Below are 26,486 nucleotides of genomic sequence, written 5' to 3'. Positions count from 1 at the left end.
ACGGGGCTTGATGAAAAAAGGAGATACACATGTCTAAATTGAAATCACTTAAAGCTCTTGGTCTTGCCGCAACTGCCGCGATTGCCGGTGGCGCAGCTCTCACCGCGGTGCCGGCAACGGCACATCATCATAAGACTGCCGCTAAGGCCCAGCCTAACATCGTGCAAACCGCGATGAGCACCGGCGTCCATGAAACTCTGGTCGCAGCTGTGCAAGCAGCCGGTCTGGTCGACACTCTATCTGGGCCTGGCCCATTCACGATTTTCGCGCCAACCGATACGGCGTTCGCAAAGCTGCCAGACGGCACAGTCGCGACATTGGTAAAGCCCGAGAATAAGGGCCAACTGACCAGCATCCTGACCTATCATGCAGTCGCCGGTAATGTGAGCGCAGCCGATCTGGTCGCCCTGATCAAGAAGCATGGCGGCAGCGCCACTGTCACCACCCTGTCCGGCGGCACCCTGACTGCGCGCCTCTCCGGCGACACCGTGGTCATCACCGACGCAGCAGGCCACGCGACAGCGGTAACGCAAACCGACGTGAAGACATCGAACGGCGTGATCCACGTAACCGACGGCGTTTTCCTGCCCGGTTGATCGCTTACCCTTCCTGCGCTGCCGATTTTCCCCCAAACACGCAGCGCATAAAGAACCCCGCTCGGCCATTCCTCCGGCCGAGCGGGGTTTTCGTTTTTTGTTTTAGTCCCCCATTCGCCGGTCGCGAGCTATCCGGCTCACTTGGCTACCTCGCATAGGCTCGGGCGGCCGTACAGGTGGCCTTCGGCCGTCTGCGCCTTTGGCTTCGACTCCGGCCTTGCGGTCGGCTGGTCGCCGACCGGATCAGAGCCAGCTATCTATCTTGCTCCTGTTCTTGGTCGCGGCAGCCAGAGGGCGACTGCCCGACGCGCGGTTAGCGCGGAAGCCTAAGCGAGCGGATGCGAGCGCCGGCGTTTGAGGCTAAACAAACTAAGCAGCCTCGTCCTTCTTGGCTTTCTCGCCGCCGACTACGCGGATGGGTTCTTTCGTTCCTTCGACCACATCCTTGTCGATCACGATTTCGGTCACGCCGTCCATATCGGGTAGATCGAACATCGTATCGAGCAAGATACCTTCGACGATTGAACGAAGTCCGCGCGCACCGGTCTTGCGTTCGATGGCTTTCTTCGCAATCATTTCGAGAGCGTCTTGCTTGAAGGTCAGTTCGACATCTTCAAGTTCGAACATCTTGGCATATTGCTTGACCAGTGCATTCTTCGGCTCGCTGAGGATTTCCACCAGCGCACCAATATCCAGATCACGCAAAGTCGCGATAACCGGCAAACGGCCGACAAATTCAGGGATCAGGCCGAATTTCAGCAGATCTTCGGGCTCGCATTTTTCGAGCAATTCGCCGATGCGGCGTTTGTCCGGATCGGCAACATGCGCGCCGAAACCGATGCTGCGCTTCTGCAGACGGTCAGCGATAACTTTCTCAAGACCGGCAAACGCACCGCCACAGATGAACAGGATGTTCGTGGTGTCGACTTGCAGGAATTCCTGCTGCGGATGCTTGCGCCCGCCCTGCGGCGGAACGGAAGCAGTGGTGCCTTCCATCAGTTTCAACAGAGCCTGCTGCACGCCCTCACCCGACACATCGCGGGTGATTGATGGGTTTTCTGCCTTGCGGGTAATCTTGTCGATTTCATCGATGTAGACGATGCCGTGCTGCGCCTTGTCGACATTATAGTCGCTGGATTGCAGCAGCTTGAGAATGATATTTTCGACGTCTTCGCCGACATAGCCCGCTTCGGTCAGTGTGGTCGCGTCAGCCATTGTGAAAGGTACATCGAAGGTGCGCGCCAACGTCTGCGCGAGCAAAGTCTTACCGCAGCCGGTTGGACCGACGAGCAAGATATTCGATTTTGCCAGCTCCACCTCGCCCGATTTGCCACCGTGCTTGAGCCGCTTATAGTGGTTGTGGACCGCGACGGAGAGGACGCGCTTGGCGCGGTCTTGGCCGATCACATAATCGTTGAGCGTGGTGAAGATATCCATCGGCGTCGGCACATCGCCGTCACCCTTGCCGCCAGCGATGCCGGCTTTGGTTTCTTCCCGAATGATATCGTTGCACAGCTCGACGCATTCGTCGCAAATGAACACGGTTGGTCCCGCGATCAGTTTGCGCACTTCATGCTGCGACTTACCGCAGAAGCTGCAATAGAGTGTGCTTTTGGAATCAGTTCCGCTCAATTTCGTCATATCCCGTCTTCCCGAGTCCATCCTGCCCAACGGGGGCAAGAGGATTCGACCGACTGTAAAGCCGGATAATTGATAATCAACCAGCCATCGCTAGCAGACACCCCTTACAGGTACCTGAAGCGACAGGGTTGCTGAAATGCTACAGTTAACGTCCCGCACTGGGGCGAAACTTACACAAACTTGCCCTAGTGAGGGCGACATAAACTTTACTCGGGTGCGCCGCCGCTGCCCTTCTCATCATCCGATTCTTCGCCTTCGGGGCGTGTTTCGAAGACTTTATCGACCAAGCCGAACTTCATCGCTTCGTCGGCCTCAAGGAAAGTATCGCGGTCCATCGCCTTTTCAATTTCGGACAATTTCTTGCCGGTATATTTGACGTAGAGATCGTTCATGCTCTTCTTGATCCGCAGAATCTCGCGGGCCTGAATTTCGATATCCGAGGCCATACCGCGCGCACCGCCCGAAGGCTGGTGGATCATGATCCGGCTGTTCGGCAGCGCCACGCGCATACCCGGCTCACCCGCTGCGAGCAGGAAGCTGCCCATCGATGCGGCCTGCCCCATACATACGGTCGACACACGCGGCTTGATGTATTGCATCGTGTCATGGATCGCCATGCCAGCCGTCACCACGCCGCCGGGCGAGTTGATATACATGCTGATCGGCTTGGAAGGGTTCTCGCTTTCCAGGAACAGCAATTGCGCGGTAATCAGCGAGGCCATGCCGTCTTCGACCTGACCGGTCACAAACACGATCCGTTCGCGCAGCAGGCGGCTGAAGATATCGAAGCTGCGTTCGCCGCGGCTTGTTTGTTCGACCACCATCGGAACCAGCGCGCCGGTTAGTGGGTCACGGGAAAACTGGCCTTGCGTGCCGTAGGTGTCGCCAAGCTGCTCTGAGACGTCGATCATGATATTCCTAACTTCAGTGAATTTTGAACACCTATGTCGCGACTGCCAGCGCGATGTTCAAGGGCGTTAACCCTTCGCGCGAAAATGGCTGTTGATGGAACCGAGTAATTCAGCTGAAACTCCGTTCGTCTACAGCGGTAAACGGCACATCTCTTGTTGCCTGGGGTTAATGGTGTTTATCGTGGAATTTGATCCACCTGTCGAAGCTAACTGTTGTTCAAAACTCACCAATTGCACAAGGCACGTGGGAGGACTGAAAATCATGGACGGCAATACCGCTTTATTGCGCCTGACATCATCCCTGCTGGCAGGCACCGCCTTGTGGACGGGAGCCTCACTTGCCGCGCAGGAAAGTGATATCGAGCGAGCCACCAGTGGCACCGAGAGCGCTGCGGCACCGGCCGGACCAAATGTAAGCACCACCGGCACCGGCGGAACTTCCTATATGCCTGAATATTTCGCGCAGTTCGCTCCGCGCAACGCGCTTGACATGCTGCGGGAAGTTCCCGGCTTCAATATTCAGGGAGGTAACGGTGGCAGCCGCGGCCTCGGTCAGGCAGACGAGAATGTGCTCATCAATGGCAAACGCCTGTCGAGCAAGTCCGATAGCGCAAGCGACCAACTGGCGCGCATCCCGGCTGACAAAGTCGTCAGAATCGAAATTGTTGACGGGACCACGCTCGACATACCCGGCCTCACCGGACAAGTTGCCAACATATTCACTTCGGGCGGCGGCCTATCGGGCCAGTTTGAATGGCGCGGAGGTTTCCGGCCTCTAACCGACCGGCAAGAATATTTTGGCGGTGAAGCATCAATTTCCGGAGCGCTCGGCAAGCTCGGCTATACTCTCGCATTCGAAATGACCAATAACCGCTTCGGCGGCGTCGGCACGGGCTTGATCAGCGACGCGAACGGCACATTGATCGAGACACAGGACTTCTACTCCCCCGGTGCATTTGACCAACCATCGGTCTCCGCCAATCTGACATATGATTTCAGCGATGAAGTGACCGCTAATCTCAACCTGTCTTACGAGAAAGAGTTTTTTGATCGGAACCAGACCGAGTTCCAATTCGGCCCAAATCTGGTTGATCGCAATGAGCGCAGCGACCGGAAAAATCGCGAAACCGAGTATGAGATCAGTGCCGATATCGAATTCCCGCTCGGTCCCGGCCGTCTGAAACTGATCGGGTTGGAAGGCTTCGAAGGCGGTGTGTTTACCCAGACGCTGGTCACGGAATTTGCCGATGGCTCCGACGATACAGGTAGCCGCTTCATCTCCGACGCGGACGAAGGCGAGCGGATCGGGCGCGCCGAATATAGCTGGAACATGCTCGATGCCGATTGGCAAATCTCGGGCGAAGCAGCGTTCAACCGGCTCGACCGTGTCGCCAGCCTTTTCGAAGTGGTGGATGGCGATTTTGTGGAAATAGCCTTTCCCGAAGGAACCGGCGGCGTGACAGAGGATCGCTACGAAAGCATCCTCAGCGTCAGCAAGCAGATCACCGACCGGCTTGGCTTCCAAACATCCGGTGGCATGGAATTTTCCAACATCAAGCAAACCGGTGCGGCAGCCAATGCGCGCAAATTCAAGCGCCCCAAAGGCTCCGCATCGCTGGCTTGGCGGCCGCAGGATGGTTTGGACATTTCGTTGGAGCTGCGCCGGAGCGTCGGGCAACTCTCCTTCGGCGATGTTCTCGCGCGGGTTTTCCTCGACCAAGGCAACCAGAACGATGGCAATAACGAGCTGGTGCCCGAGCAAAGTTGGGACCTCGATCTCGAGATCAGCAAAAATTTGGGCGCATGGGGCTCGACCACTCTGTCGATCGTCCATCGCCGAATAGAGGACTATATTGATGTCATTCCGCTGACCGGGGGCGGCGAGGCGCGCGGCAATATCGACAAGGCCACACGTACTGATTTCGATTGGAACACCACGCTCAAATTCGATCCGCTGGGTATTCCCGGTGCGCAGGTCGATCTGGAATTCCAGATTGTCGAGACGAATGTCCGCGACCCGTTGGACGGTATTGACCGGCCGTTCTCCGGTCAGCGCAATCAGCGCTACCGCGCCGAGTTCCGCCACGATATTCCGCGCAGCGATATCGCTTATGGCACCAATATCTTTTACTCACGCAACAACCAGTATTTCCGGCGCGGCGAAGTCGGGCGTGAATATGAAGGCCCGACATTCGCCAACATCTTTATCGAACACAAAGACGTCTTCGGTCTGACGGTGAATGCGCAAGCCGGCAATCTGCTGGGCGGTGACGGCTTCTTCGACCGCACCGTCTATGATGGCAGCCGTGATGTCGATCCGGTGCTGTTCGTCGAGAACCGAGTGGCTCGTATCGGACCGATATTCCGCTTTAGCGTAAGCGGCAATTTTTAGGCCGCTGCCAGTCCCGGCGTACCCGCCGCAGCTTTACGTTCCCGCTTTGCCCGGATCTTGTCGATATCGGTCTTGCCGTTGAACAGCAGCCGCGCCCAGCCGAAACGGCGGACCACATATTCGTGGACGACGATCACGGTCAGCGCGGAGGCAGCCGTCAGTAGCGAGAATTCCAGCCAGATCGGCCACTCCACCGGCACCAGCCAGCGCCCGTAAACATAGACCAGGCAATGGTGGAACAGATACATCGACAACGCACAGTCGGCGAGCCATGCGGTGCGCGGTCCGCCGTTGATGAAGTAGCGATGGAAGAATTGCAGGATAAACAGCACGATCGTCCAGATCGCTAACTGGTTCGCGAACAGCATGAACAGCGACAGCAGCTCGCTCTGCTCCGGATTGGCGTAAGGTTGCAGGATCAGCGCCGCAGCCGCCGCATAGGGCATATACCAGCGCCACTTGACCAGTGTGGCCAGAAAGGCCGGAGACAAAGCCGCCATTACCCCGATCACAAAGAATGGGAACTCGCTGACCAGCTTGTACCAGCTTTGGAAGCCGGGGAAGATCAGCTCATATGCGCCGGGCACTTGTCCCGCGACAAGGTAATTCGCGGTGTTCGCGGCGGCCAGCAGCAGCAAGAAGAATGCGAAGGCAGCGCTCGATTTAAACGCCACCGCCAGCCATTCCGGCACTGCAACGGCGCGCCCGCGTAGTCCGGATTCGCGCGGTACAATCTTCTCTATCAATGCCGCGAGGAAGAACATTGGCACCAGGCTGACAAGGAACCACAGATGCAGCGCCCACAAACCGCTGGACCAGACCTCGACGAAGTTCGCACTGCCAATCCAGCCAAACGGGCTTTCACTACCGCCCGCATCGACATAGCGCAGATAAAGCTCGATCATGTTGAGCGTGATCGCGATCGTCACCAGCGGTACGCCCGTGCGCAGCAACCGGTTGAGCAGAAAATCGCCTACCGTTCGCCGGGTCAGTAGCAGAACCGCGAAGAAGCCGCCCACGAAGAAGAAGGTCGGCGTAACAAACAGGTGAAAACCGAAAATCAGCCAATCAAAAAATTCGTGCCGCGCAGTATTGGTTGTGATCCATAGCCGCGCAGGCGCATATACCGTCCCTGCATGCAGCGCGACGGACAAGAACATCAGCACCGACCGCGCACCGTCGATATCATGGTAATGCTTATTCTGCGTAACAGCACTCATCGGATCACTCCGGTACAATTGTTCCGCCCCCCGCAATGTCAGCTAGCCCAAAATCGTAAAATTTGGACAAAAGAGATGGCGCCGTGTCACTTTGGAACGCGGGCTTCGCGTAAAGTTAACCGGGCCGCAGGGAACCACTGCGCCGCTTTTCCGGTTAATACCCCATGGACGCGCGCATTCTGTTCTTTGCGATCTTCGGGCTGGCTCTGATGCTGGCCGTGATGCTGGAGCGAAAACTGTCGCGCAGTCTTATCCCGCTGCCCGTGCTGTATGTCGGGGTTGGCTATCTGTTGTTTTCAATGCCGCTGGGCTTGCCCAATCTCAATCCGGTGGGCGACACGCTCAATGCGATAACGCTCGAATACGTTACCGAATTTATTGTGATCGCTTCGTTGGCGGCTGCCGGAATTGCGATTGACCGGCCGGTAAATTGGAAAAACTGGCGGCAGATATGGCCGCTTCTTCTGATCGCAATGCCTCTCACGATCGCTCTCACCGCATGGCTGGGATGGTGGGCTCTGGGTCTTGCTCCGGCCAGCGCAATCCTGCTCGGTGCAGCGATGGCACCAACCGACCCGGTTCTGGCACGCAGCGTCCAGGTCGGCCCGCCGGGCGACAACGAGCGGCACGATCTGCGCTTCAGTCTGACGGCCGAAGCCGGCCTCAATGACGGGCTTGCATTCCCGTTTACCTATCTTGCGATCGCTGCAATCGGTGCCACGACAATCGGGGGCTGGACGCTGGAATGGTTTGCGCTCGATTTTGTCTGGCGGATTCTGGCGGGTACGGCTGTCGGCTACGGCATCGGCCGATTGGGCGCGTGGTATGTATTCGAACGCGAAGCAGATGGTCCGGCGGACAAGCAGGACGACGGGCCCGAAGTGTATTCCACCAGCGAAGGCCTGATTGTATTGGGCACATTGCTGCTGGCTTACGGTGTGGCAGAACTTGTCGAAGGATACGGATTTATCGCGGTGTTTGTTGGCGCGGTAACCGCACGCCAGCGCGAAAACGCCAGCCGGTACCACAAAATGAGCCACCATTTCATCGACCAGATAGAAAAGATCGTCCTGGTCGCGGTTCTACTGGGTTTTGGCGGGATGCTCGCTGGCGGGATATTGGATGCGCTCACTGTGCCTGCCGCTCTTGTCGGCCTCGCGCTTATCTTCCTGATCCGTCCGGCCAGCGGGGTGCTGTCGGAATCGCTCAGCCCGCTTCCTTGGGCAGGCAAATTTGCCGTCGCATTTCTGGGCATCCGCGGAATGGGATCGATTTATTACATGGCTTATGGCCAGAACCACGGCGACTTTACAGATGTCGATATCCTGTGGGCGACCATTTCCTTCACGATCCTTGTATCAATCGTTGTGCACGGCATCGCATCGGGCCGGGGAATCGAATGGGTCGAAGCGCGCGGCGGACATATTCATTTAGGCGAAAATGAGGCGATGCATTCGCTATCACCCGATGGTGAGAAAACTTTGGAAATAGAATCCGCAAGCGATCAGGCCCGCTAAAAGAAACGGGCGATATGCTCCCGCATACCGCCCGCCGATTGTCCAGAAAGCTGGATTATTTCTTCTTTGCAGCAGCCTTTTTAGCCGGTGCCTTTTTCGCGGCTGGCTTCTTCGCTGGAGCCTTCTTCGCAGCTGGCTTGGCCGGTGCTTTTTTGGCTGGAGCCTTTTTTGCGGCTGCTTTCTTGGCCGGTGCTTTCTCAGCCGGGGCCTTTTTGGCAGCTTCCTTTTTAGGAGCGGCTTTCTTGGCCGGCGCTTTCTTCGCAGGAGCTTTTTTCTTGGCCGCAGGCTTCTTCTTGGCACCCTTCTTCGCGGCTGTTTCCTCGGCCTCTTCGTCTGCTTCGATAGCAGCCTCAAGCTCTTCCTTGGTCACTTCGCGCTCGGTAACGTCGGCCTTCTCGAACAGGAAGTCGACGACCTTGTCCTCATAGAGAGGCGCGCGAAGCTGGGCCGCAGCCATTGGCTCCTGCTGGATGTACTGGATGAAACGCTCGCGATCTTCGTCGCGATATTGCTGGGCCGCCTGCTGGACGAGCATGCTCATTTCCTGCTGGCTGACTTCAACGCCGTTATTCTGGCCGATTTCACTCAGCAGCAGACCAAGACGCACGCGGCGCTCGGCGATGTTGCGGTAATCGTCTTTCTCGGCTTCGATTTCCTTCAGCGCGCCCTCAGGATCTTCGTCCTTCGCGGCTTCTTGCTGAAGCTGGGCCCAGATCTGGTCGAATTCGGCATCGACCATCTTGTTGGGCACATCGAAATCATGTCCAGCGGCGAGCTGATCGAGAAGCTGGCGCTTCATCTGCGTGCGGGTCAGACCGTTGGTCTCTTGTTCCAGCTGACCTTTGAGAAGCTCTTTCAGCTTGTCGAGGCTGTCGAGGCCGAGCGAGGTGGCAAAGTCATCGTCGATTTTGCTTTCGCCTTCGACTTTGACTTGCTTCACCGTGATCGCGAATTGCGCGTCTTTACCGGCGAGGTGCTCTGCCTGATAATCTTCAGGGAAAGTCACGGTGATGGTTTTCTCATCACCGGTTTTCACGCCAGCCAGTTGCTCTTCAAAGCCGGGGATGAATTGGCCTGAACCGATCACCAGCGGCGCGTCTTCTGCTTTGCCGCCTTCAAATTCTTCGCCGTCAATGCTGCCAACAAAATCAATGATCAACTGATCGCCGTCACCGGCCTTCTTCGATTTCGGCGCGTCGTTGTAGCTCTTCTGCTGGTCAGCGATATTCTTGACCGCTTCATCAACCGCCTCGTCGCTCACCGGAACGGTAAGACGCTCAAGCTTCAGACTGTCGATATCAGGCGTGTCGATAACCGGCAGAACTTCCAGCTCCACGGTCAGCTTGGCGTCTTTGCCTTCTTCATACCCTTCTTCGAGGTCGATCACCGGCTGCATCGCAGGGCGCAGCTTCTTTTCTTTCATCAGTTCATCGACTGATTCGCGGATCACATCATTGACGGTTTGCGCGTGTAGCTGCTCGCCGTGCATTTTCTTGACCAGATTCGCAGGCACTTTGCCGGGGCGGAAGCCGGGCATTTTGACCTGCGGGGCAATCTTCTTGACCTCTGCGTCGACCCGGCTGGCGATATCTGCTGCGGGAATGGTCACCGTATAGGCGCGCTGGAGGCCTTTGTTCGTGGTCTCTTTAATTTGCATGATCCGCTATTTAAACCTTTATAAAATCGTATAATTTCGAGCTTTCCGACTTCATTCCCGTGCGCAAATATGGTGCGGGCGAAGGGACTCGAACCCCCACATCGTAAGATACTGGTACCTAAAACCAGCGCGTCTACCAATTCCGCCACGCCCGCACACGAACGAAGCCGCACGCCCACACCTTTTGGCGCGAGACTCGCGAGCAAGGGTGCGCCCTTAAAAGGCCCCGATGAAAAGGGCAAGCACGGTCTGTGGCGTGCAGGGTCTTGCGAGGCACACAATGTCCGACTATCGGGCGCACATGAGTGATGAAAACACCCCAGAAAGCCCAGAGACACCCGCTGCAGCCGGACCAGACGTGCCGCCCGATCACATCTGTGTGAACCCGCGCAGCAAGTTCTTTGACGGCGATAAGCTACAGCGCGGCATCGGCATCCGGTTCAAAGGCCGGGAGCGCACCGATATCGAAGAATACAGCATCTCCGAAGGCTGGGTCCGCGTGCAAGCGGGCAAGACGCTGGACCGTAAAGGCCAGCCTCTGACGATCAAGCTGAAAGGCGAAGTCGAGGCGTGGTACGAAGATCTGGGCGACGAGCCGCCCGTGGCGAAAGCCTAACCGGCTTTCGCTGGTTTATTTGTTTAGCTTCAAGCGCCAGCGTGGACATCCGTCCACTTGGCTGCGCCTAACGGCGGCGCGCGGTCGCGCTCTGGCTGCCGCGACCAGGAACACGCGCTTCGATAGACAGCTGGCACCAAGAACCTTGGTCGCGGCAGCCAAAGGGCCGACCGGCCCGCCCGAGCGTTAGCGAGGACAGCCAAGCTGGCCGGATGGCCAGCGCCCGGCGACTGAGGGTCCAAAACAAACAGACTCTCTCAATCGTAGAGCGAAACAGCTGCTTTTACGCGATCATTCACATTACCGTGCTGCACGCGCGTCATCTGTACCGTAGGACGCGGCGCTCTGTGCGATGCCACACGCTGGGCCGGCTTGGCTGACAGGCTGGCAAATGCGCTTGCAAAGGCACGCGAAGGCTTGCGCGATACCGGGTTCGCGGCAGGCGCACGGGCGATCTGCGTCCGAGGCTTTGGCGCACTGAAAGACGGCCTCTCGAAATTTGGCGCCGTGTCCGAGTAAATAAAGCCATGGATCGGCCATGCAGTTTTGCCCAGTGCCTGTATCGGGTGATACCATACGCGGACTTCGCTCCAGTCATTACCCGGCGATACGTCCACCGCGCGCACATCGTTCTCGATCTGGCCGCGGCGTCCATTGATTGGCGACCAATTGGAGTGCCGCAGCAAAATGGTGCGGCTGTTCACGATCTTGCTGACCGCAGCCACGTGGCCCAGCTGCATATTGCCGTGCGGTTCAAACGCCATCACCGCGCCTACTTTAGGGCGATTGCCGCGCTTGAACCTACCTTCGGCCTGCTTCCACCAAGTGTATGCATCGCCGTATATGTTGATGCCCGAAACTTCGCGGGCATAGGGTACACATTGTAGATAGGGCGGCAATTCGCGCGATTGGTTGATACTTTCGCGAGCTTCGGCTCTGCTCGCCGTGATAGTTATGGTTCCGACAAGCGCAGCAGCGGCAATAAGGGGTGTAAAGCGGTGTAGCATGCCGTCCCTAATGCTGTGTTAGGGTTGCAACCACCCTGCCGGACACGGTTAACCAGAAATAACCATGAATATTCGTGGCACGCGCAAATACGCTTGGGCCCTGTCACTCAAACCTTGCCATTCGCGGTATTAACCGCCACCTGCGGCGCATTATGCTTCCGCAAGTCATCATTATTGGCCGGCCCAATGTCGGCAAGAGCACGCTGTTCAACCGCTTGGTTGGGAAGAAGCTCGCGCTTGTCGACGATCAGCCAGGCGTGACGCGCGACCGCCGCAGCGGTGATGCGGAGATCGCCGGATTGAAATTCGAAGTCGTCGACACCGCAGGGTGGGAAGATGACGATCCCGACACACTGCCCGGCAGAATGCGCAAACAGACCGAAGTCAGCCTTGTCGGGGCCGATGCTGCGATGATGGTGATTGATGCCCGCGCCGGTGTCACGACGCTGGACGAGGAAATCGCGCTGTGGCTGCGGAGCCAGAAAGTGCCCGTCGTGATGGTCTGCAACAAGGCAGAAGGCAAAGCCGCCGAGGCAGGCATCTATGAAAGCTATGCGCTCGGCTTTGGCGACCCGATCCCCGTTTCCGCTGAACACGGTGAAGGCATTGCCGATTTGTTTGGCGCGTTATGGCCTATCATCGGCGATAGCGAAGCGCGGATTGCCGCTGAAAAGGCAGAAATCGCTCACAACAGAAAACTCGCCGTCGATGAGGCCCGCGCTGCAGCAGAGGCAGCCGGCGAGGAATTTTTCGAAGAAGACGAGCCCGATACAGGCCCGTTGAAGCTGGCAATTGTCGGTCGGCCCAATGCGGGCAAATCAACACTCATCAACCGGATGTTGGGCGAGGATCGCCTGCTGACCGGCCCTGAGGCTGGCATCACCCGCGATTCGATTGCGGTAGACTGGCAATGGACCGACCCAAGCACTGGCGAAGCGCGCGATATCCGTTTGATCGACACCGCCGGGATGCGCAAGCGCGCCCGCGTAACCGAAAAGCTGGAAAAGCTCGCAGTTCAGGACGCCAAACTGGCAATCGATTTTGCCGAAGTGGTGGTGCTGTTGCTTGATGCGACACAAGGGCTCGAGCATCAAGATCTCAAAATCGCCTCGCAAGTCCTTGAAGAAGGCCGCGCATTGATGATCGCGATCAACAAATGGGACATTGCGCAAGACGCCTCCAGCCTGTTCAACGGCATTCGTGAGGCATTGAATGAAGGTCTCGCGCAAGTTCGCGGGGTTCCGCTTTTCGCTGTCTCTGCCAAAACCGGCAAAGGCATCGACACCATGTTGGCCGCCGCATTCGAACACCGCAGCAATTGGTCGAAGCGCGTGCCAACGGCAGCGCTCAATCGCTGGTTCGATGATGCGCTCAACAACAATCCGCCCCCTGCTCCCGGCGGCAAGCGCATCAAGCTGCGCTATATCACCCAGGTCGGCACCCGCCCGCCACGCTTTGTGGTGTTCGGGACCCGGCTGGACTCGTTGCCAACAAGCTATGAACGCTATCTGGTCAACGGCATTCGCAAGCATCTGGGTTTTGACGCCGTGCCGGTCCGCGTCGGTCTGAAAAGCGCTAAAAATCCGTACCACGTCCGCCAGCAGGCCTCCAAGCAGGAGCGCACGGAGCGCTAAGGGCATTCCGGGTTACAACACAGCGATATGGTAGCCCCAGCCGCATTCTCCTACCGACCGGAAATTGACGGCTTACGCGCTGTCGCAGTGGTCGCAGTCATTCTGTATCACGCGGGGTATTCGCTGTTTTCCGGCGGGTTCGTTGGCGTCGATGTATTCTTTGTCATTAGCGGCTATCTGATTTGTTCGCTGATCCTCAAAGACCTCGATCGAGGCACATTCTCATTCCTTGAGTTTTGGGAACGGCGGGCGAGGCGGATTTTCCCGGCTTTGTTCGCGATGGTGCTCGGCACGGTGCTGATTGGCCTGGTCTTGCTGTTTCCCGGGGACATACAGCGACTGGGCAGCAGTATGGCCGGGGTCGCGACTTTCCTGTCCAATATCGTATTCTCCCGCCAGACCGGATATTTCGACGCGGTCAGCGAGTTCAAACCGCTGATCCACACGTGGAGCCTGTCAGTCGAAGAGCAGTTCTATCTGGTCTTCCCGGTCCTGATATTCCTGCTGTGGAAGCTGGGCGCGCGCAAAGCATCGGCAGTGTTCGCAGGTCTTTTGATTGCCAGTCTGGCAGCGGCCGAGCTGACGGTGCGCGCCTCCCCCGATGTCGCATTCTTCTATCCGCACACACGCGCTTGGGAATTGCTCAGCGGTGTTCTGGCGGCGATTTTCTTGCACCGCGCACCCGCCAATTGGTCGGCGTCCACCCGCGAGATCGGGAGCATGGCCGGATTCGCGCTGGTTTTCGGTTCGATTTTCTGGCTCGATTCTACCACGCCGTTCCCAAGCCTCTACGCCGTTCCTCCGGTTCTTGGGACGGTGATGATAGTGCTGTTCGCGCGCGATGGCGGGATCGTTCGCAGCGCACTGGCGTGGAAACCGATGGTCGCAATCGGGCTCGCGTCTTACAGCGCCTATCTCTGGCACCAACCAGTTTTCGCATATGCAAGGCACCTCTACATCGCCGACCCATTGGGCATCATGATGCCTATCGCCATCGTGATCAGCGCGGCACTGGCCTATCTCAGCTGGCGTTTTATCGAAGCCCCGTTCCGTGATCGGTCGCGTTTCAGCCAGAAGCAGATTTTTGCAGGCTCCCTCGGCGCGCTGGCTGTGACATTCATCATCGGCGTCGGCCTGTATTTTTCCGATGGCTTAGAAGGGCGCTTCTCGCCCGAAGTGAGAGAACTCATTGCGAAGAAAGCCTATTCGCGCGGCTTAACGGGTAAATGCGTCATTTCCGAGCGAGAGCCCGACATTTTGCGTGCGAAGATCGCGGCCTGTTACGAACGGGGAAACACCATCTATTTGATCGGCGATTCCCACGCGCGATCAATCTCGCAGGCTGTGGGCAAGCTTGCCGATAGCAATAATATGAAGTTGATCGTGCTGTGGGAAAGCGGCTGTATGCCCGTCCAGACTGTCGGGCGCACCCGTCAATCGGAGACCTGCACGGATCTGAAAGCACAAACGCGTCAACTGACACACGATTTCCCGGCGCCGGTAATACTGTCGAGCCGCTGGCGGGGCTTTATTCAAGGTAATCCGTTCAACAATCGCGAAGGCGGCCAGGAATTTGGCCGGTCAATGCCGATGGTTGCAGATGGTGAATTGGTCAATAACCCGGTCGAGCGGGTCGAGACTGCCTTGCGCGATTGGTCGAAAGATGTGCCTCTGGTTATTGTCGATATGATACCCGAGGCTGGCTGGCTGGTAAAACATGCCATGGCCCGCCGCCGTCAAATGGGCATCGGCCCCGATGATCCGCTCACCACCAGCTACGACGCCTATCTGGACGCCAATCGCGACATTATCACGATGTTTGATCGTCTGGAACAGAACGAAGCAATCTCGGTCGTGCGCACTGCACCTATGGTGTGTAGCGAGCAATCAGGGCGCTGTCTTAACGAACGTAACGGCGAGGCACTCTATATCGACGACCACCACCCAGACTGGGCGTTCTCGCAAGATATTGCCGCCGGAGTGTTTGAGCAGTTGCACGGGCGAAAATTGGTTGCCGCCCCGGACAAAAACGACAGGTAATTATCCCGCGCCGCCATCGCCTGCGGCCTGGCTTTGCAACTGCACGTAATTTTCCAGTCCCATTCGTTCGATCATATCGAACTGGGTTTCGAGGAAATCGACATGTTCCTCCTCGCTCGCGAGGATGCCGGCGAAGAGATCGCGGGTCACATAATCGCGCGCGGTTTCGCAATATTCGATTGCATCGATCAGTAGCGGGATTGCGTCATGTTCGACTGCGAGATCGGCTTTGAGAATCTCCTCGACCGTCTCGCCAACCCGCAAATTGTGGATCGCCTGAAAGTTTGGCAATCCGCCCAAGAACAGGATGCGTTCGGCCAGTTGGTCGGCATGCTTCATTTCATCGATCGATTCGTGCCGCTCATATTCAGCGAGCTTGGTCACGCCCCAATCATCAAGCACGCGGTAATGCAGCCAATATTGGTTGATCGCGGTCAGCTCGTTAGTGAGAGCCTTGTTCAAAAATTCGATGACTTTCTTGTCGCCCTTCATGGCACGTCTCCTGATTAGGGGATATGCCACAGCCTATGCGCCGCAGGGCGGCAGTTTAGCAAGCGGAAACGTCGAAAAAACGGCAGAATTCCGCCATTTGCGAGTGATTTGCGTTAGTAGGAAAACGGTCCGGAAGTTACTCGGCGTAGGCCGGCATCAGCGCCATTTCGCGCTCTTCATCGACAATCGCTTGGGCATCTTCGAGGCACTGACCGCAATTCGGGCGCTTTCCCATGCAGGCATATACAGCTTCCACGTCACCATTATTCGCACACGCAGCACGGCGCAGATCGCTTTCTCTGATGGCGTTGCAAATGCAAATATACACGCGGGCAATCTCCTTCGATGGAAGAGAGGTAATGCGACTTACTCGCAATAGCAAGCGCTTTTGAGAATCATTTGCAGAGACTTGAGAGCGAAAAGCGCCCTCCCGAAACCGGAAGGGCGCTCTCGCTGTTATGCAAAATTTTTGCTGACCGGCAAAACCGGTACGAGAATTAGCGGCTGGCCATCCGCACGCCGCGGTCAATTGCACCTGGAAGCGGCGCATTTGCCGCCCAAGTAATGCAGCCTTGGCCTTTCGCTTTCACGGTCGAGCACATGCTGCGTGCGCTGGCGTTCTTGAAGCCGCCTGCCGAAACGCGGAAATATTTCTTGCCGCGCACACGTGCTTCGGTGATGACCATGTCATAGTCTTTCAGTTGCGGATAACGCTTGGCATAGATACCCCAAGCCCGTTTAGCGCTGGCTTCGGTCGAGAACGAGCCGAGTTGAATGAGATGCTCACCATGGGCCACTGGGCGTGACTCGGCAGCAGCTTTTGCCGCGGTGCTGGCTGGCGTTTTCTGGACAACCGGGTTCGATACGAAACGAACGGCGCTGCTGGTGATGTCCGCAAGCGTCGCTCCGGTTGGCGTTGGTTCGGCGAATGCAGCAACGAAACCCGTGGACTCTTCTGCAGGAGAAGGCGCCGCGCCAACAATAGGTGCCGGTGCGGGCGCAACAGCGACCTGTGCTCCAACAGCTGGCAACTCGCCGCCCATTGGTGGCAGTGCGTAGTCAGGTGATGCCATCGGTGCATCAGCGACTTGGACTGGATCCAGACCGGATGTTTGGGCGGCAGCCAGCTGCTCTGCTGTTACAGCATCTGAAAGCGCCAATTGCGCAGGCTGACCGGTATCGCCGACCAGCGGAACACCCAGAAGGTTGGCAACCCGTGATTGGAAATATTCGGGTCGGACAGTCTGCGCCCATTCACCGATACGGTCGCTGACCTGATCGGCCGGCACGTCTTCTGCCGCCATCAGACGAGCAGCCCGCCACTCACCCTTGAGAGCGTAAGAATAGGCCAGGTTCTGGCGAACTTTTGGTGTTGCCTGACCCGCACGCAGAGCGTTGCCCAATATGTGAATGCCGCGCTCAGGATTGCCCGCAAGTGAAAATGCCAGGCCCAGGTCGGCAGGATCAATCGAATCGCGGTACTCGCTGAGAGTTGCCAGCGCAGCAGAGTTGTTGCCCGCAGCGATTTCGGCGAGCGCATAGCTCAATGCCGTACGCGAACTGTTGTCGCCCAGCGTCATGGCGTCTTTGAAACTTGTGGCTGCCGACTGAAAACGGCCTGATTCCATGTACACGGCGCCGAGCATCGCGCGGTAACCGGCGTTACGCGGCTCAGCCAATACGGATTCTTCCGCATGGGCGATTGCTTGACTTGTCTTGCCTTTGACCAGTGCATTTTGCGCTTTTTGCGCGGAGAAATCAGCACGCGGCGCAGCCTGCGACGATGCGCAACCAGCCAGAGTGGTGGTTGCAAGGGCAGTCGTAACGGCCAGCATGATGGCCCGGTTTTGTTTGGCTATCTTGGGCATTGTCTGTTTCCCTTTTGCTCTTGGTCTTCGTGTCAAATCAGGTGCGCACTTGCGCGGCGAGTGAATCCACATCGGGCATGTCGCCGAGCAGTTGGTCGAGAGCTTCGGTCACCAATTGCTGGGCACTGCGATTGCGCAGCGTGCAGGCGAGGCGAAGTTTCAGATGGCGATCCGCATCAAGACGCAGAGTAAAGGCAGCGCGCTTGCCGCGATCCAGCGCGGAGCGGCGGTTGCGCGATGGTTTCGCATGCAGTTGAACCGGTGCAGGCTCTTGAGGCACTTCTTCGACGGGCAAAGCGTCCGCCTGGACGGGCTGTTCCTCTCGCTGTTCCGGCTCGTCCTCTTCTTCGAATTCTTGGCCTTCGCTGGAACCGGCCTCAGCTGGGCTCAACGTCGCATAAAGACCTTCTTGCTGGCGGCGCACTACGGGCTTTTCGGCCAGGAGGTCGGTCAAGGCTGCTTCAGCCTGTTCGGCCAGTTCCTGCGCTTCCGCATCCGCTTCGGGATTGGCCGGTGCCGGTGTCAGATGCGCGACTTCGGCATCATGCTTGGGCGCATCGTCTTCGGCGCCCATATCGTTCCAGCCCAGGTCTTCCAGGCTTTGCGCAGCGCTACCCGCTGTGAGCGGCGCCATTTGCGGGCGCATAGCCGGCTTCGCACCGCCCTTACGGGCTAGCAAAGTCGGGCTGAGAGAGGCAAAGTTCGAGTCGTCCATGACGTGTGTCCTGATCCCCCGCTTACTGGGCGACGCGGCGGCCGAAGCCTCCGCCTGGACGGTGAGCCGGTGCAACTTGCGAGACCGAACCTGGTGCCGCGAACACTGTGCGGCGGAAATTCTTCTCAAGCCGGTCAGCCATATAGTTCCAAAGTGCGGTAACCTCGGCTGCGCTGCGGCTTTCTGGATCGACTTCCATCACGGTGCGGCCATCGATCATAGAGGCGGCGAAATCCGTGCGGTGGTGAAGCGTGATCGGGGCAACGGTGCCGTGCTGTGACAGCGCGACGGCAGCTTCCGATGTAATTTTGGCTTTCGGCGTTGCGGCATTGACCACAAACACCAGCGGCTTGCCTGCGCGTTCGCACAGATCAACCGTAGCACCTACAGCGCGCAGATCATGCGGGCTCGGGCGGGTTGGCACAACGATCAACTCGGCAACGCCGATAACCGATTGGATGGCCAGAGTAATCGCTGGCGGCGTGTCGATCACTGCCAGTTTGAAGCCCTGCTGACGCAGAACCTGAAGATCATTCGCAAGACGAGCGACGGTGGTTTGCGCAAAAGCAGGATATTCTGCTTCACGCTCATTCCACCAATCGGCCAGCGACCCTTGCGGATCAATGTCGATAAGAACGACCGGTCCGGCCCCGGCGCGCTGCGCCTGAACTGCCAGATGTCCCGAAAGCGTGGTTTTACCCGATCCACCCTTTTGCGATGCTAATGCCAGTACTCGCAAGGCCTGGTCCCCCTAGAATCCGTTAACTTACAAAGCCGCACGATTGCGGTTCGGATGCTGAGATCGCAGGATACCCCTAATTTTGAGTTAACGAGACTTACATGGCATGAAGGAGATATCAGGTTGGAGTCGCTGGAATCCTAAGATTGCTGCCTTGGTTAACGGAGAAGTCAGCATAGAAACGAAATGCTAACGCCTCATTCACTATGAAGCCGCCACGAACATGATTTGAACCGGACCGATTTTAATAAGGGTCTCTCGACAGTATGATACGATCACGTGCACTTTCTCTTCTCGCAGCCGCCGCGACACTGGCTGTCGCTGCACCTGTTATGGCAGAGCTCAATGCTGGGTACGAAGCATGGAATCGCGGCGACTATAAAGCCGCCGTGCGCGAATGGCGCGACTTGGCTGCAGAGGGCAATGCTGATGCACAGTTTAACATGGCGCAGGCATACCGGTTGGGGCGCGGCGTAGAGCAGAATTCCAAACAGGCAGAAATCCTGATCGCGAAAGCTGCGGCGCAGGGGCACATCAAGGCGACCGATACTTACGGCCTTTTGCTTTTCCAAAGCGGCCGCCGTGAAGAGGCGATGCCTTACATCATCAAAGCTGCCGAACGCGGCAATCCGCGCGCGCAGTATTTACTGGGTATCGGGCACTTCAATGGCGATCTGGTGGGTAAGGACTGGGTTCGCGCTTATGCCCTGATGACTCTGTCGAACTCCGCCGGATTTGCCCAGGCCAAACCGGCGATCACACAAATGGATGATTTTATTCCGTTGGCGCAGCGCCAAGAGGCGCAAGTGCTGGCGCAGAAGCTGAAGCGCGATGCCAATACAACGCTGGCGCAGCAAATCGCCTCGGACGAATTGGGCGTGACGGTCAAACCGGCGGCATCCGCTTCGCCGCCACGGCAAGCAAGCGCATCTGCCCGCTCGCCACTGCCCAGCTCTGTGACGCGTATTCCAGAGCCAATCCAATCTATGAGAGTCCCGCCCTCAGTTGCCGCAGCGCAAACCGCTGTGGCCGAGGCCGCGCGTGTGACCGGCACCGAAAGCCCGGCCCGCGCAGGCGCTGATTTTGTGGTGCCGACGCAAGCTACGCCCGCCCCCGCCCGGACGGCTCCGGTGCGGACAGCTCAAGTTGCCGCTGATCCCAATCCACCTGCTCCGCGCCGCGTTGCTGCGAATTCGGCAAGCGCAAATGGGCCATGGCGCGTACAGCTCGGTGCATTTGGTGTGCGCAGCAATGCCGACCGACTGTGGTCGCGTCTGTCGGACAATGCGGTTTTGTCAGGCAAACAAAAGTTCGTGGTGCCTGCGGGCCGCGTCGTGAAGCTGCAAGCAGGCGGGTATCCAAGCCGTTCCAGCGCCCAAAACGCGTGCAATACACTGAAACGCAGCGGGCAAGATTGCCTGGTTACTCGCTAAGCGTCGCGGTTTCGTCGACGCTGACTAGCAACTCATAGATAAATATTCCCCCGTTTACCGCATGCTGCTAGCGATTGCGGTGAGGGGAATTTCGAATGAGTGACAGTACTAGCGAGCAGGTTCTGCCCGCATCCGCGACACAGACACCGCGATTGCTCGGTCTGGATTTCACCCGCGGTATCGCAGTGCTGGGTATTCTGGCCGCGAATATCATCGCGTTCGGTCAACCGTTCTCCGCCTATATGTGGCCTGACGGTTTCGTCGCGCCGCATGCAGATGATGCAGGGTGGATGTGGGTTGCGCAATTCGTCCTGATCGACGGAAAGATGCGCGGTCTGTTCACGCTGTTGTTCGGTGCGGGCCTGGTGCTGTTTATGGAAAAGGCGTGGGCCAAAGGGCAAACACGCTGGTTACAAGCCCGCCGGCTGGCATTTCTGCTGATATTTGGCTTGATCCACTTCTTCTTCATCTGGCGCGGCGATATCCTCATTCTCTACTCGATCGCTGGCTTCGCCGCGATGGCATGTCTGCGCTGGTCAGCGAAAGCGCAGCTGAGAGCAGGTATCCTTGGCTACATTGCGGGTATGCTGTTCTATGCAATGTTTATGGGGCCGGCCTATTTCGTCGCCGAAACCGAATGGGGCGAGCAGGCCGCCATGGCCGAAATGCGAGAAGGGCTGGCGCAAGGCAAGGCCGAAGATATGGCCGAGCGCGCGGCAGAAATCCCGATACTGACGCAAGGCAGTTATGCCGATTTCGTGAGCCACAATGTCACCGCCCATGCGGGAGACATTGGCTTCATGCTGTTCCTGTTTATTTTTGAAACCCTGCCGCTGATGCTAATCGGCATGGGGCTGTTCCGATACGGGTTTTTCAGCGGGGAGTTAGACCCTGCCAAGCAGCGTATGTGGGGCTGGATCGGCATTATCGCAGGAACGCTGATGACTGTGCCGATTGCGCTATGGGCGCAAAGCATAGGCTTCACCTATTGGGGCACACTTTCGGCATTTGTCGGATTTTCGGGACTGCCGCGCCTGCCCGTTATTATCGGTCTGGCCGCGCTGCTTGCGCTATGGGGACCGAAAGCGACCGGATGGCTGGGGCAGCGGTTCACGGCCGCTGGACGCATGGCATTCACCAATTATCTCGGCACATCGGTACTGATGATGCTGATCTTCCACCCTTGGGCTGGCGGGTTGTGGGGTGAACTCAACCGGCCGCAGCTGTATATCGTCGTGCTCGTCGCATGGGCGATCATGCTGCTGTGGTCGAAGCCGTGGCTATCGCACTTCCGTTTCGGTCCGCTTGAATGGCTGTGGCGCTGTCTGACTTACGGAAAGCTGTTCCCGCTCAAGCGGTAAGTCGAAACTAAAGCTGCACTCCGCCTTTGAAAACGGAGAGCGCCCTGCCCTGCGTCGGCTGATGGTCGAACGGCGTGTTGCCGCCTTTTGCCGCCATCTGGCTTGAGTCGACGACCCACGGCTTGTCCGGATCGACGATACATAGATCGGCTTCCAGGCCAGCGGCAATCTGACCGCATGGAACGCCGAGCAGTTTCGCCGGATTGGCGGCGAGCAATGCGCACGCACGTGGCATGTCGATCACTTTATCCCGCACCAATGTCAGCGTCATCGCGAGCAGCGTTTCCGCCCCGGCCATACCCGGTTCCGCATCCGCGAACGGAAGGCGCTTATCCTCCGGACCGCGGGGATCGTGGCCTGACGCTATGACGTCGATAGTACCATCGCCAATCGCCTCAATCACGGCTTGCCGGTCGCTTTCATTCCTGAGAGGCGGAGACAGCCGTGCGAAAGTCCGGAACTCCGCCGTCGCGAGATCGGACAGCATGAAATGTGCGGGCGTGACACCAGCTGTAACCTGAACGCCGCGAGCCTTCGCTGAACGCACCAGATCGAGCGATGCTTGGGTCGTTACCTGCCGAATATGTAGCTTCGCACCAGCCATTCCGGCGAGCGCGATATCGCGTGCGACGGCCAAAGCCTCCGCCTCGGCAGGCGCACTAGGCAGACCCAAACGCGTGGCCATATTGCCTGCAGTTGCAGACGCTGTACCCGAAAGACCAGCATCCTCAGCATGCGACACAACCACCAGATCGAGCATCGCTGCATATTGCAACAGCCGGAGCATCGCGCCCGAATCTCCAATCCATCCGCGCCCCGTTGCTACTCCGCGTGCACCGGCATCCTTCATCAGGCCGATTTCGGCCAGTTCACGGCCCTCAAGTCCCTTGGTCGCAGCCGCTAGCGGATGCACCCACAGGTCGGGCTTACCGCTATAGGCGACCAACCGCACGCGTGAGGGATAATCGAGCGGAGGGCTTTGATCGGGCATCACCGCTGCGCGCGTAATCCCGCCAAAGTGAAATGCTGGCTTATCGACGGCAAATACGCCGAAATCGACCAGCCCCGGCGTAATGAGTTTGCCCTTGGCATCGACGAGGGTATCGCCGTCCTGCGGTGTCACGTCGCCGACACTATCGATTACGCCATCAACACAGCGAACCGCGCCAGAGGTCAATCCGGCTGGCCCGACAATCTGGCCGTTTGTGATGGTAAGAGGCGCTTGCTGCTTCATGCCCAGCGCTCCCCATTAGCTGACAGCGCGTTGGCCCAGCCGTCAATTCCGCGTGTTTTGCGCGTTAGCACATCGAGCGCTGCCATCCGGATCGCAACGCCCATCTCGACCTGCCGCGTAATAATCGAGCGTCCGATCATATCGGCGACTTCGCTATCGATCTCGACCCCGCGATTCATCGGGCCGGGATGCATCACCAGGGCATCGGGAGCCGCGCGTTGCAGGCGTTCTTGCGTAAGGCCGAACAGATGATGATATTCGCGCGCCGAAGGGATAAACTGCCCTTCCATCCGTTCGGTCTGGAGCCGCAGCATCATCACCACATCGCTGCCATCCAGCGCGGCATCGAAATCGCTAAACGGCGTCGCGCCCATCGCTTCAACCTCGGCAGGCATGAGCGCTGGCGGGGCGCATAAGCGGACCGAAGCGCCCAGCGCTGTCAGGCACAGAATGTTGGACCGCGCCACGCGGCTATGCAGAATATCGCCGCAGATCGTGACGGTCAGGCCAGTAAAGTCATCGGCATTGTGTCCGCGTTCGCGCAGAGCATGACGCAGCGCAAGCGCGTCGAGCAAAGCCTGTGTCGGGTGCTCATGCTGCCCGTCTCCGGCGTTTAAGACCGGGCAATCGACTTTGCTCGCAATCAGTTCCACCGCGCCGCTGGAGCCATGGCGGATCACGATCGCATCTGCCCGCATCGCGTTGAGCGTGATCGCGGTATCGATCAGCGTCTCGCCCTTCTTCACGCTCGACTGCGCGGCGTGCATATTGACCACATCTGCGCCCAAACGTTTGCCCGCGATTTCAAAACTCAACAGTGTCCGGGTGGAGTTTTCAAAAAACGCATTGATAATCGTCAGCCCCGCAAGAGTATCGCTGTGTTTCGCGGTCTGCCGGTTCAGATCGACCCATTGCTCGGCTTCATCCAACAGAAACAGAACTTCGTGACGTTCCAGCTGGCCAATGCCGAGCAGATCGCGGTGCGGAAAGGCCAGTGACCCTGCAGGATATTCCCGCTTGGTACCGGATGAGGAGTGCGTCGATGTCATTAAAGTGAGGCCATTAGTCGAGGCAGGTCTGCGGCTCAAGCGGTTTCGACTGGCGATATTACCGATGTGTCCCTAACTAGGCTGCAATATTAGATTTAGAGGCAATTCGAAAATGGCATTTGCGGGTAAAGTTTGGCGGCTGTTACGGGGCATCAAGGATTTCTTGGCGCTGATCTTCCTGTTGCTGTTCTTTTGGATGCTGTTCGCCATTCTGACCGCGCGGCCCAGCGCTGCACTGGTTCAGGAAGGCGCTTTGCTGCTTGAGCTTGACGGCGTGATTGTCGAAGAAAGAACCGAAGTTGATCCGCTTCAGGCATTTTTGAGCGGACAGGCGCCCATGGCAGAATTTCAGGTCCGTGACGTCGTCCACGCGCTCAACAGCGCGGCCACTGATGAACGGATCAAAGCCGTTGTGCTTGACCTAACCAGCTTCGTTGGCGGCGGTCATGTGCATATGCAAACCATCGGCGAAGCGCTCGACCGGGTTAAGGCAGCGAACAAGCCCGTGCTTACTTACGCCATCGGTTATGGCGACGATGCGATGATGTTGGCCGCGCATTCAAGCGAGGTGTGGGTCGATCCCCTCGGCGGCGCTGTGATCGCAGGCCCCGGCGGTTCGCGGCTCTATTATGGTGAGTTGCTCGAAAATCTGAACATCAATGCGCGGGTCTATAAAGTCGGCACGTACAAATCTGCGGTCGAACCCTATTCACGCAGCGATATGTCGCCCGAGGCGCGCGAGAATTACCAGCAGCTATTCGGCTCTCTATGGGAAGAATGGCAAGCCAACGTCAAAAAGGCGCGGCCCGATATCGACCTCGATCTCGTCACCAAGACACCCGCAGAATGGGTACAGGCAAACCAGGGCGATTTGGCTCAAGCAGCGCTCGCTGCGGGCATGGTCGATAAGCTGGGCAACAAGGTTGAGTTCGGCGAGCGCGTCGCAGAATTGGCGGGCGAGGACGAATGGGACGAAGCGCCCGGGACTTTCGCTTATACAGAACTGGGCGCATGGCTCGCGGACAATCCGGTCGACACGGAAGGCGATGCGATTGGCGTCGTGACAATCGCGGGTGAAATCGTCGATGGTGATGCCGGACCCGGCACAGCAGGCGGTGACCGGATTGCCGGCCTGCTCGATGATGCGCTGAACGAAGACTTCAAAGCGCTGGTGGTACGGGTGGATTCACCGGGCGGATCGGTGCTCGCTTCGGAAGAAATCCGCCGCGCGATCCTGCGTCACAAAGCGAAAGATATTCCGATAGTCGTATCAATGGCCAATGTAGCCGCAAGTGGCGGATACTGGGTGTCCACACCAGCCGACCGTATCTTTGCCGAACCGGAATCGATCACCGGCTCGATCGGTATTTTCGCAGTGATCCCGACATTCGAAGATGCCGCAGCCGAATGGGGCGTCAATGGCGATGGCGTGCGAACCACGCCGCTATCCGGCCAGCCTGATCTGATTTCCGGATTCACGCCGGAAGTCGACGCTCTGCTGCAAGCCACAATTGAAGACGGTTACAATGATTTCCTCACCCGCGTTGCAGAAGCGCGTGGCAAGTCGATGGAAGAGATTGACGCAATCGGCCAAGGCCGTGTGTGGGATGGCGGAACTGCACGCCAGATCGGCTTGGTCGATCAATATGGCGGCATTGAAGATGCTCTTGCCTATGCGGCGGGAAAAGCCGGTCTAGAAGAGGGCGCATGGCACGCGCAATATCTGGGCGATGGCCCTGACCAATACAGCACTCTACTGCGCAGTCTGTTGATGGATGATGATGCAGAAAGCGCGCGAACCGGTGGCGACTTGTTCGCAATGGTAACAGGCCGTCAGCAAGCCTTGATTGGCCAAGCGCACAGCGATCTTGACCGTCTGCTGTCGGTCCGCGGAATGCAGGCCTATTGTCTGGAGTGTCCGGTATCACCGGCTGCTTCTAGATCGACGGCACCGCCGAGTGGATGGCTTGCCAAAGCAATGGCGATTTTTGCCGATTGATCCCATTCGGCAGCAAACATAAAAAGGGCGCGCAGGTCATAGAAACCTGCGCGCTCTTTTTAATGCTGTTTTGAACCCGATCAGAGTGCGGGTGCTTGCACCTTTGGCGGTGTAGCGGGGTCGGTGGTCACCTCGTTATTCTTTGCCAGATATTTCTTCGCGAAATACCCACCAGCTGTGAGTGCCACAAGCACGGGTAGGCTGGCGCGCTTTGCAATCGTTGCCGCGCCCACGCCGAGCAGCGCGCCGGTCGGACCGCCCATACCTCTCGCGCTTTTCGCCAATTTTGAGCCTGCTACTGCGCCGATAATCTTGCCAATCATGATAATCTCCTTTCGGATAATCAATGCGTTACCGCGGTCTTG

At 57.9% G+C, this 26,486-nt stretch carries 22 protein-coding genes and 1 tRNA gene; 9 read left to right on the top strand and 14 right to left on the bottom strand.

Annotated elements, in window-relative coordinates:
* Positions 1-29: 29 nt before the first annotated feature.
* Positions 30-596, top strand: coding sequence for a fasciclin domain-containing protein (locus GRI35_RS05740; protein ID WP_160613273.1), 567 nt, complete (start codon positions 30-32; stop codon positions 594-596).
* A 369-nt stretch (positions 597-965) separates the two neighbouring features.
* On the opposite strand, the gene clpX is transcribed toward GRI35_RS05740, so the two are convergent.
* Positions 966-2,237, bottom strand: coding sequence for an ATP-dependent Clp protease ATP-binding subunit ClpX (clpX, locus tag GRI35_RS05735; RefSeq protein WP_160613272.1), 1,272 nt, complete (start codon positions 2,235-2,237; stop codon positions 966-968).
* 206 nt (positions 2,238-2,443) lie between these two features.
* Positions 2,444-3,148, bottom strand: coding sequence for an ATP-dependent Clp protease proteolytic subunit (locus tag GRI35_RS05730; protein ID WP_160613271.1), 705 nt, complete (start codon positions 3,146-3,148; stop codon positions 2,444-2,446).
* Between the two features lie 262 nt (positions 3,149-3,410).
* On the opposite strand from GRI35_RS05730, the gene GRI35_RS05725 reads away from it, so the two are divergent.
* Positions 3,411-5,540 carry a TonB-dependent receptor plug domain-containing protein gene (locus tag GRI35_RS05725; RefSeq protein ID WP_160613270.1) on the top strand — a complete coding sequence of 710 codons (2,130 nt, stop codon included), beginning with the start codon at positions 3,411-3,413 and terminating at the stop codon, positions 5,538-5,540.
* Here the strand turns inward: GRI35_RS05725 and GRI35_RS05720 are convergent.
* Complete coding sequence (locus GRI35_RS05720; protein ID WP_160613269.1) at positions 5,537-6,760, bottom strand: acyltransferase family protein; 1,224 nt, start codon at positions 6,758-6,760, stop codon at positions 5,537-5,539. The genes GRI35_RS05725 and GRI35_RS05720 overlap by 4 nt on opposite strands.
* A 164-nt stretch (positions 6,761-6,924) precedes the next feature.
* Between GRI35_RS05720 and GRI35_RS05715 the strand changes: the two genes are divergently transcribed.
* On the top strand, positions 6,925-8,277 hold the full coding sequence (locus GRI35_RS05715) for a cation:proton antiporter (protein ID WP_160613268.1): 1,353 nt from the start codon (positions 6,925-6,927) through the stop codon (positions 8,275-8,277).
* A 55-nt stretch (positions 8,278-8,332) separates the two neighbouring features.
* Here the strand turns inward: GRI35_RS05715 and tig are convergent, their stop codons facing one another.
* Together tig and GRI35_RS05705 are read right to left on the bottom strand one after the other, a co-directional pair.
* The gene (gene tig / locus GRI35_RS05710) at positions 8,333-9,934 is read right to left on the bottom strand and encodes a trigger factor (protein WP_160613267.1); all 1,602 of its coding nucleotides are present in this window, start codon (positions 9,932-9,934) and stop codon (positions 8,333-8,335) included.
* 70 nt (positions 9,935-10,004) lie between these two features.
* Positions 10,005-10,089, bottom strand: a tRNA-Leu gene (locus GRI35_RS05705).
* A gap of 146 nt (positions 10,090-10,235) precedes the next feature.
* Here GRI35_RS05705 and GRI35_RS05700 point away from each other — a divergent pair.
* A complete protein-coding gene (locus tag GRI35_RS05700) occupies positions 10,236-10,550 on the top strand; it encodes a DUF3297 family protein (protein ID WP_160613266.1) in 315 nt (104 codons plus the stop codon).
* 257 nt (positions 10,551-10,807) lie between these two features.
* Here the strand turns inward: GRI35_RS05700 and GRI35_RS05695 are convergent, their stop codons facing one another.
* A complete protein-coding gene (locus tag GRI35_RS05695) occupies positions 10,808-11,557 on the bottom strand; it encodes a CHAP domain-containing protein (protein ID WP_160613265.1) in 750 nt (249 codons plus the stop codon).
* 152 nt (positions 11,558-11,709) lie between these two features.
* On the opposite strand from GRI35_RS05695, the gene der reads away from it, so the two are divergent.
* Together der and GRI35_RS05685 are read left to right on the top strand one after the other, a co-directional pair.
* Positions 11,710-13,191, top strand: coding sequence for a ribosome biogenesis GTPase Der (der, locus tag GRI35_RS05690; RefSeq protein WP_160613264.1), 1,482 nt, complete (start codon positions 11,710-11,712; stop codon positions 13,189-13,191).
* A 27-nt stretch (positions 13,192-13,218) separates the two neighbouring features.
* Entirely contained in the window at positions 13,219-15,231 is a 2,013-nt protein-coding gene (locus GRI35_RS05685; RefSeq protein ID WP_160613263.1) for an acyltransferase family protein, read from the top strand.
* On the opposite strand, the gene bfr is transcribed toward GRI35_RS05685, so the two are convergent.
* From bfr to GRI35_RS05660, 5 genes are all read right to left on the bottom strand, one after another.
* The gene (gene bfr / locus GRI35_RS05680) at positions 15,232-15,723 is read right to left on the bottom strand and encodes a bacterioferritin (RefSeq protein ID WP_160613262.1); all 492 of its coding nucleotides are present in this window, start codon (positions 15,721-15,723) and stop codon (positions 15,232-15,234) included.
* 136 nt (positions 15,724-15,859) lie between these two features.
* Positions 15,860-16,051: a (2Fe-2S)-binding protein gene (locus GRI35_RS13805; protein ID WP_160613261.1), complete on the bottom strand. Its 192-nt coding sequence runs from the start codon at positions 16,049-16,051 to the stop codon at positions 15,860-15,862.
* A gap of 169 nt (positions 16,052-16,220) precedes the next feature.
* Positions 16,221-17,591, bottom strand: a complete 1,371-nt coding sequence (locus GRI35_RS05670) for an SPOR domain-containing protein (protein ID WP_160613260.1) — start codon at positions 17,589-17,591, stop codon at positions 16,221-16,223.
* Between the two features lie 37 nt (positions 17,592-17,628).
* Positions 17,629-18,306 (bottom strand): hypothetical protein, encoded by a 678-nt coding sequence (locus tag GRI35_RS05665; protein ID WP_160613259.1) that lies wholly within the window; start codon positions 18,304-18,306, stop codon positions 17,629-17,631.
* 22 nt (positions 18,307-18,328) lie between these two features.
* Positions 18,329-19,045 carry a ParA family protein gene (locus tag GRI35_RS05660; protein ID WP_160613258.1) on the bottom strand — a complete coding sequence of 239 codons (717 nt, stop codon included), beginning with the start codon at positions 19,043-19,045 and terminating at the stop codon, positions 18,329-18,331.
* Positions 19,046-19,311: 266 nt separating this feature from the next.
* Here GRI35_RS05660 and GRI35_RS05655 point away from each other — a divergent pair, with 266 nt between their 5' ends.
* On the top strand, positions 19,312-20,478 hold the full coding sequence (locus GRI35_RS05655) for an SPOR domain-containing protein (protein WP_160613257.1): 1,167 nt from the start codon (positions 19,312-19,314) through the stop codon (positions 20,476-20,478).
* 95 nt (positions 20,479-20,573) lie between these two features.
* Complete coding sequence (locus tag GRI35_RS05650) at positions 20,574-21,839, top strand: DUF418 domain-containing protein (RefSeq protein ID WP_160613256.1); 1,266 nt, start codon at positions 20,574-20,576, stop codon at positions 21,837-21,839.
* Between the two features lie 7 nt (positions 21,840-21,846).
* Here the strand turns inward: GRI35_RS05650 and GRI35_RS05645 are convergent, their stop codons facing one another.
* The gene (locus GRI35_RS05645) at positions 21,847-23,073 is read right to left on the bottom strand and encodes a dihydroorotase (protein WP_160613255.1); all 1,227 of its coding nucleotides are present in this window, start codon (positions 23,071-23,073) and stop codon (positions 21,847-21,849) included.
* Positions 23,070-24,122 (bottom strand): aspartate carbamoyltransferase catalytic subunit, encoded by a 1,053-nt coding sequence (locus tag GRI35_RS05640; RefSeq protein ID WP_160613254.1) that lies wholly within the window; start codon positions 24,120-24,122, stop codon positions 23,070-23,072. Before GRI35_RS05640 ends, GRI35_RS05645 begins: the two co-directional genes overlap by 4 nt.
* A 112-nt stretch (positions 24,123-24,234) precedes the next feature.
* Between GRI35_RS05640 and sppA the strand changes: the two genes are divergently transcribed.
* The gene (gene sppA, locus GRI35_RS05635) at positions 24,235-26,121 is read left to right on the top strand and encodes a signal peptide peptidase SppA (protein WP_160613253.1); all 1,887 of its coding nucleotides are present in this window, start codon (positions 24,235-24,237) and stop codon (positions 26,119-26,121) included.
* Between the two features lie 80 nt (positions 26,122-26,201).
* Here sppA and GRI35_RS05630 read toward each other — a convergent pair whose 3' ends face one another.
* Complete coding sequence (locus tag GRI35_RS05630) at positions 26,202-26,444, bottom strand: hypothetical protein (RefSeq protein ID WP_160613252.1); 243 nt, start codon at positions 26,442-26,444, stop codon at positions 26,202-26,204.
* Positions 26,445-26,486 lie beyond the last annotated feature (42 nt).

It is taken from the genome of Pontixanthobacter aestiaquae, assembly GCF_009827455.1.
Classification (GTDB): Bacteria; Pseudomonadota; Alphaproteobacteria; order Sphingomonadales; family Sphingomonadaceae; genus Pontixanthobacter; species Pontixanthobacter aestiaquae.
Note: the sequence above shows the minus strand (reverse complement) of the source record. Positions and strands in the feature narration are given on the sequence as shown.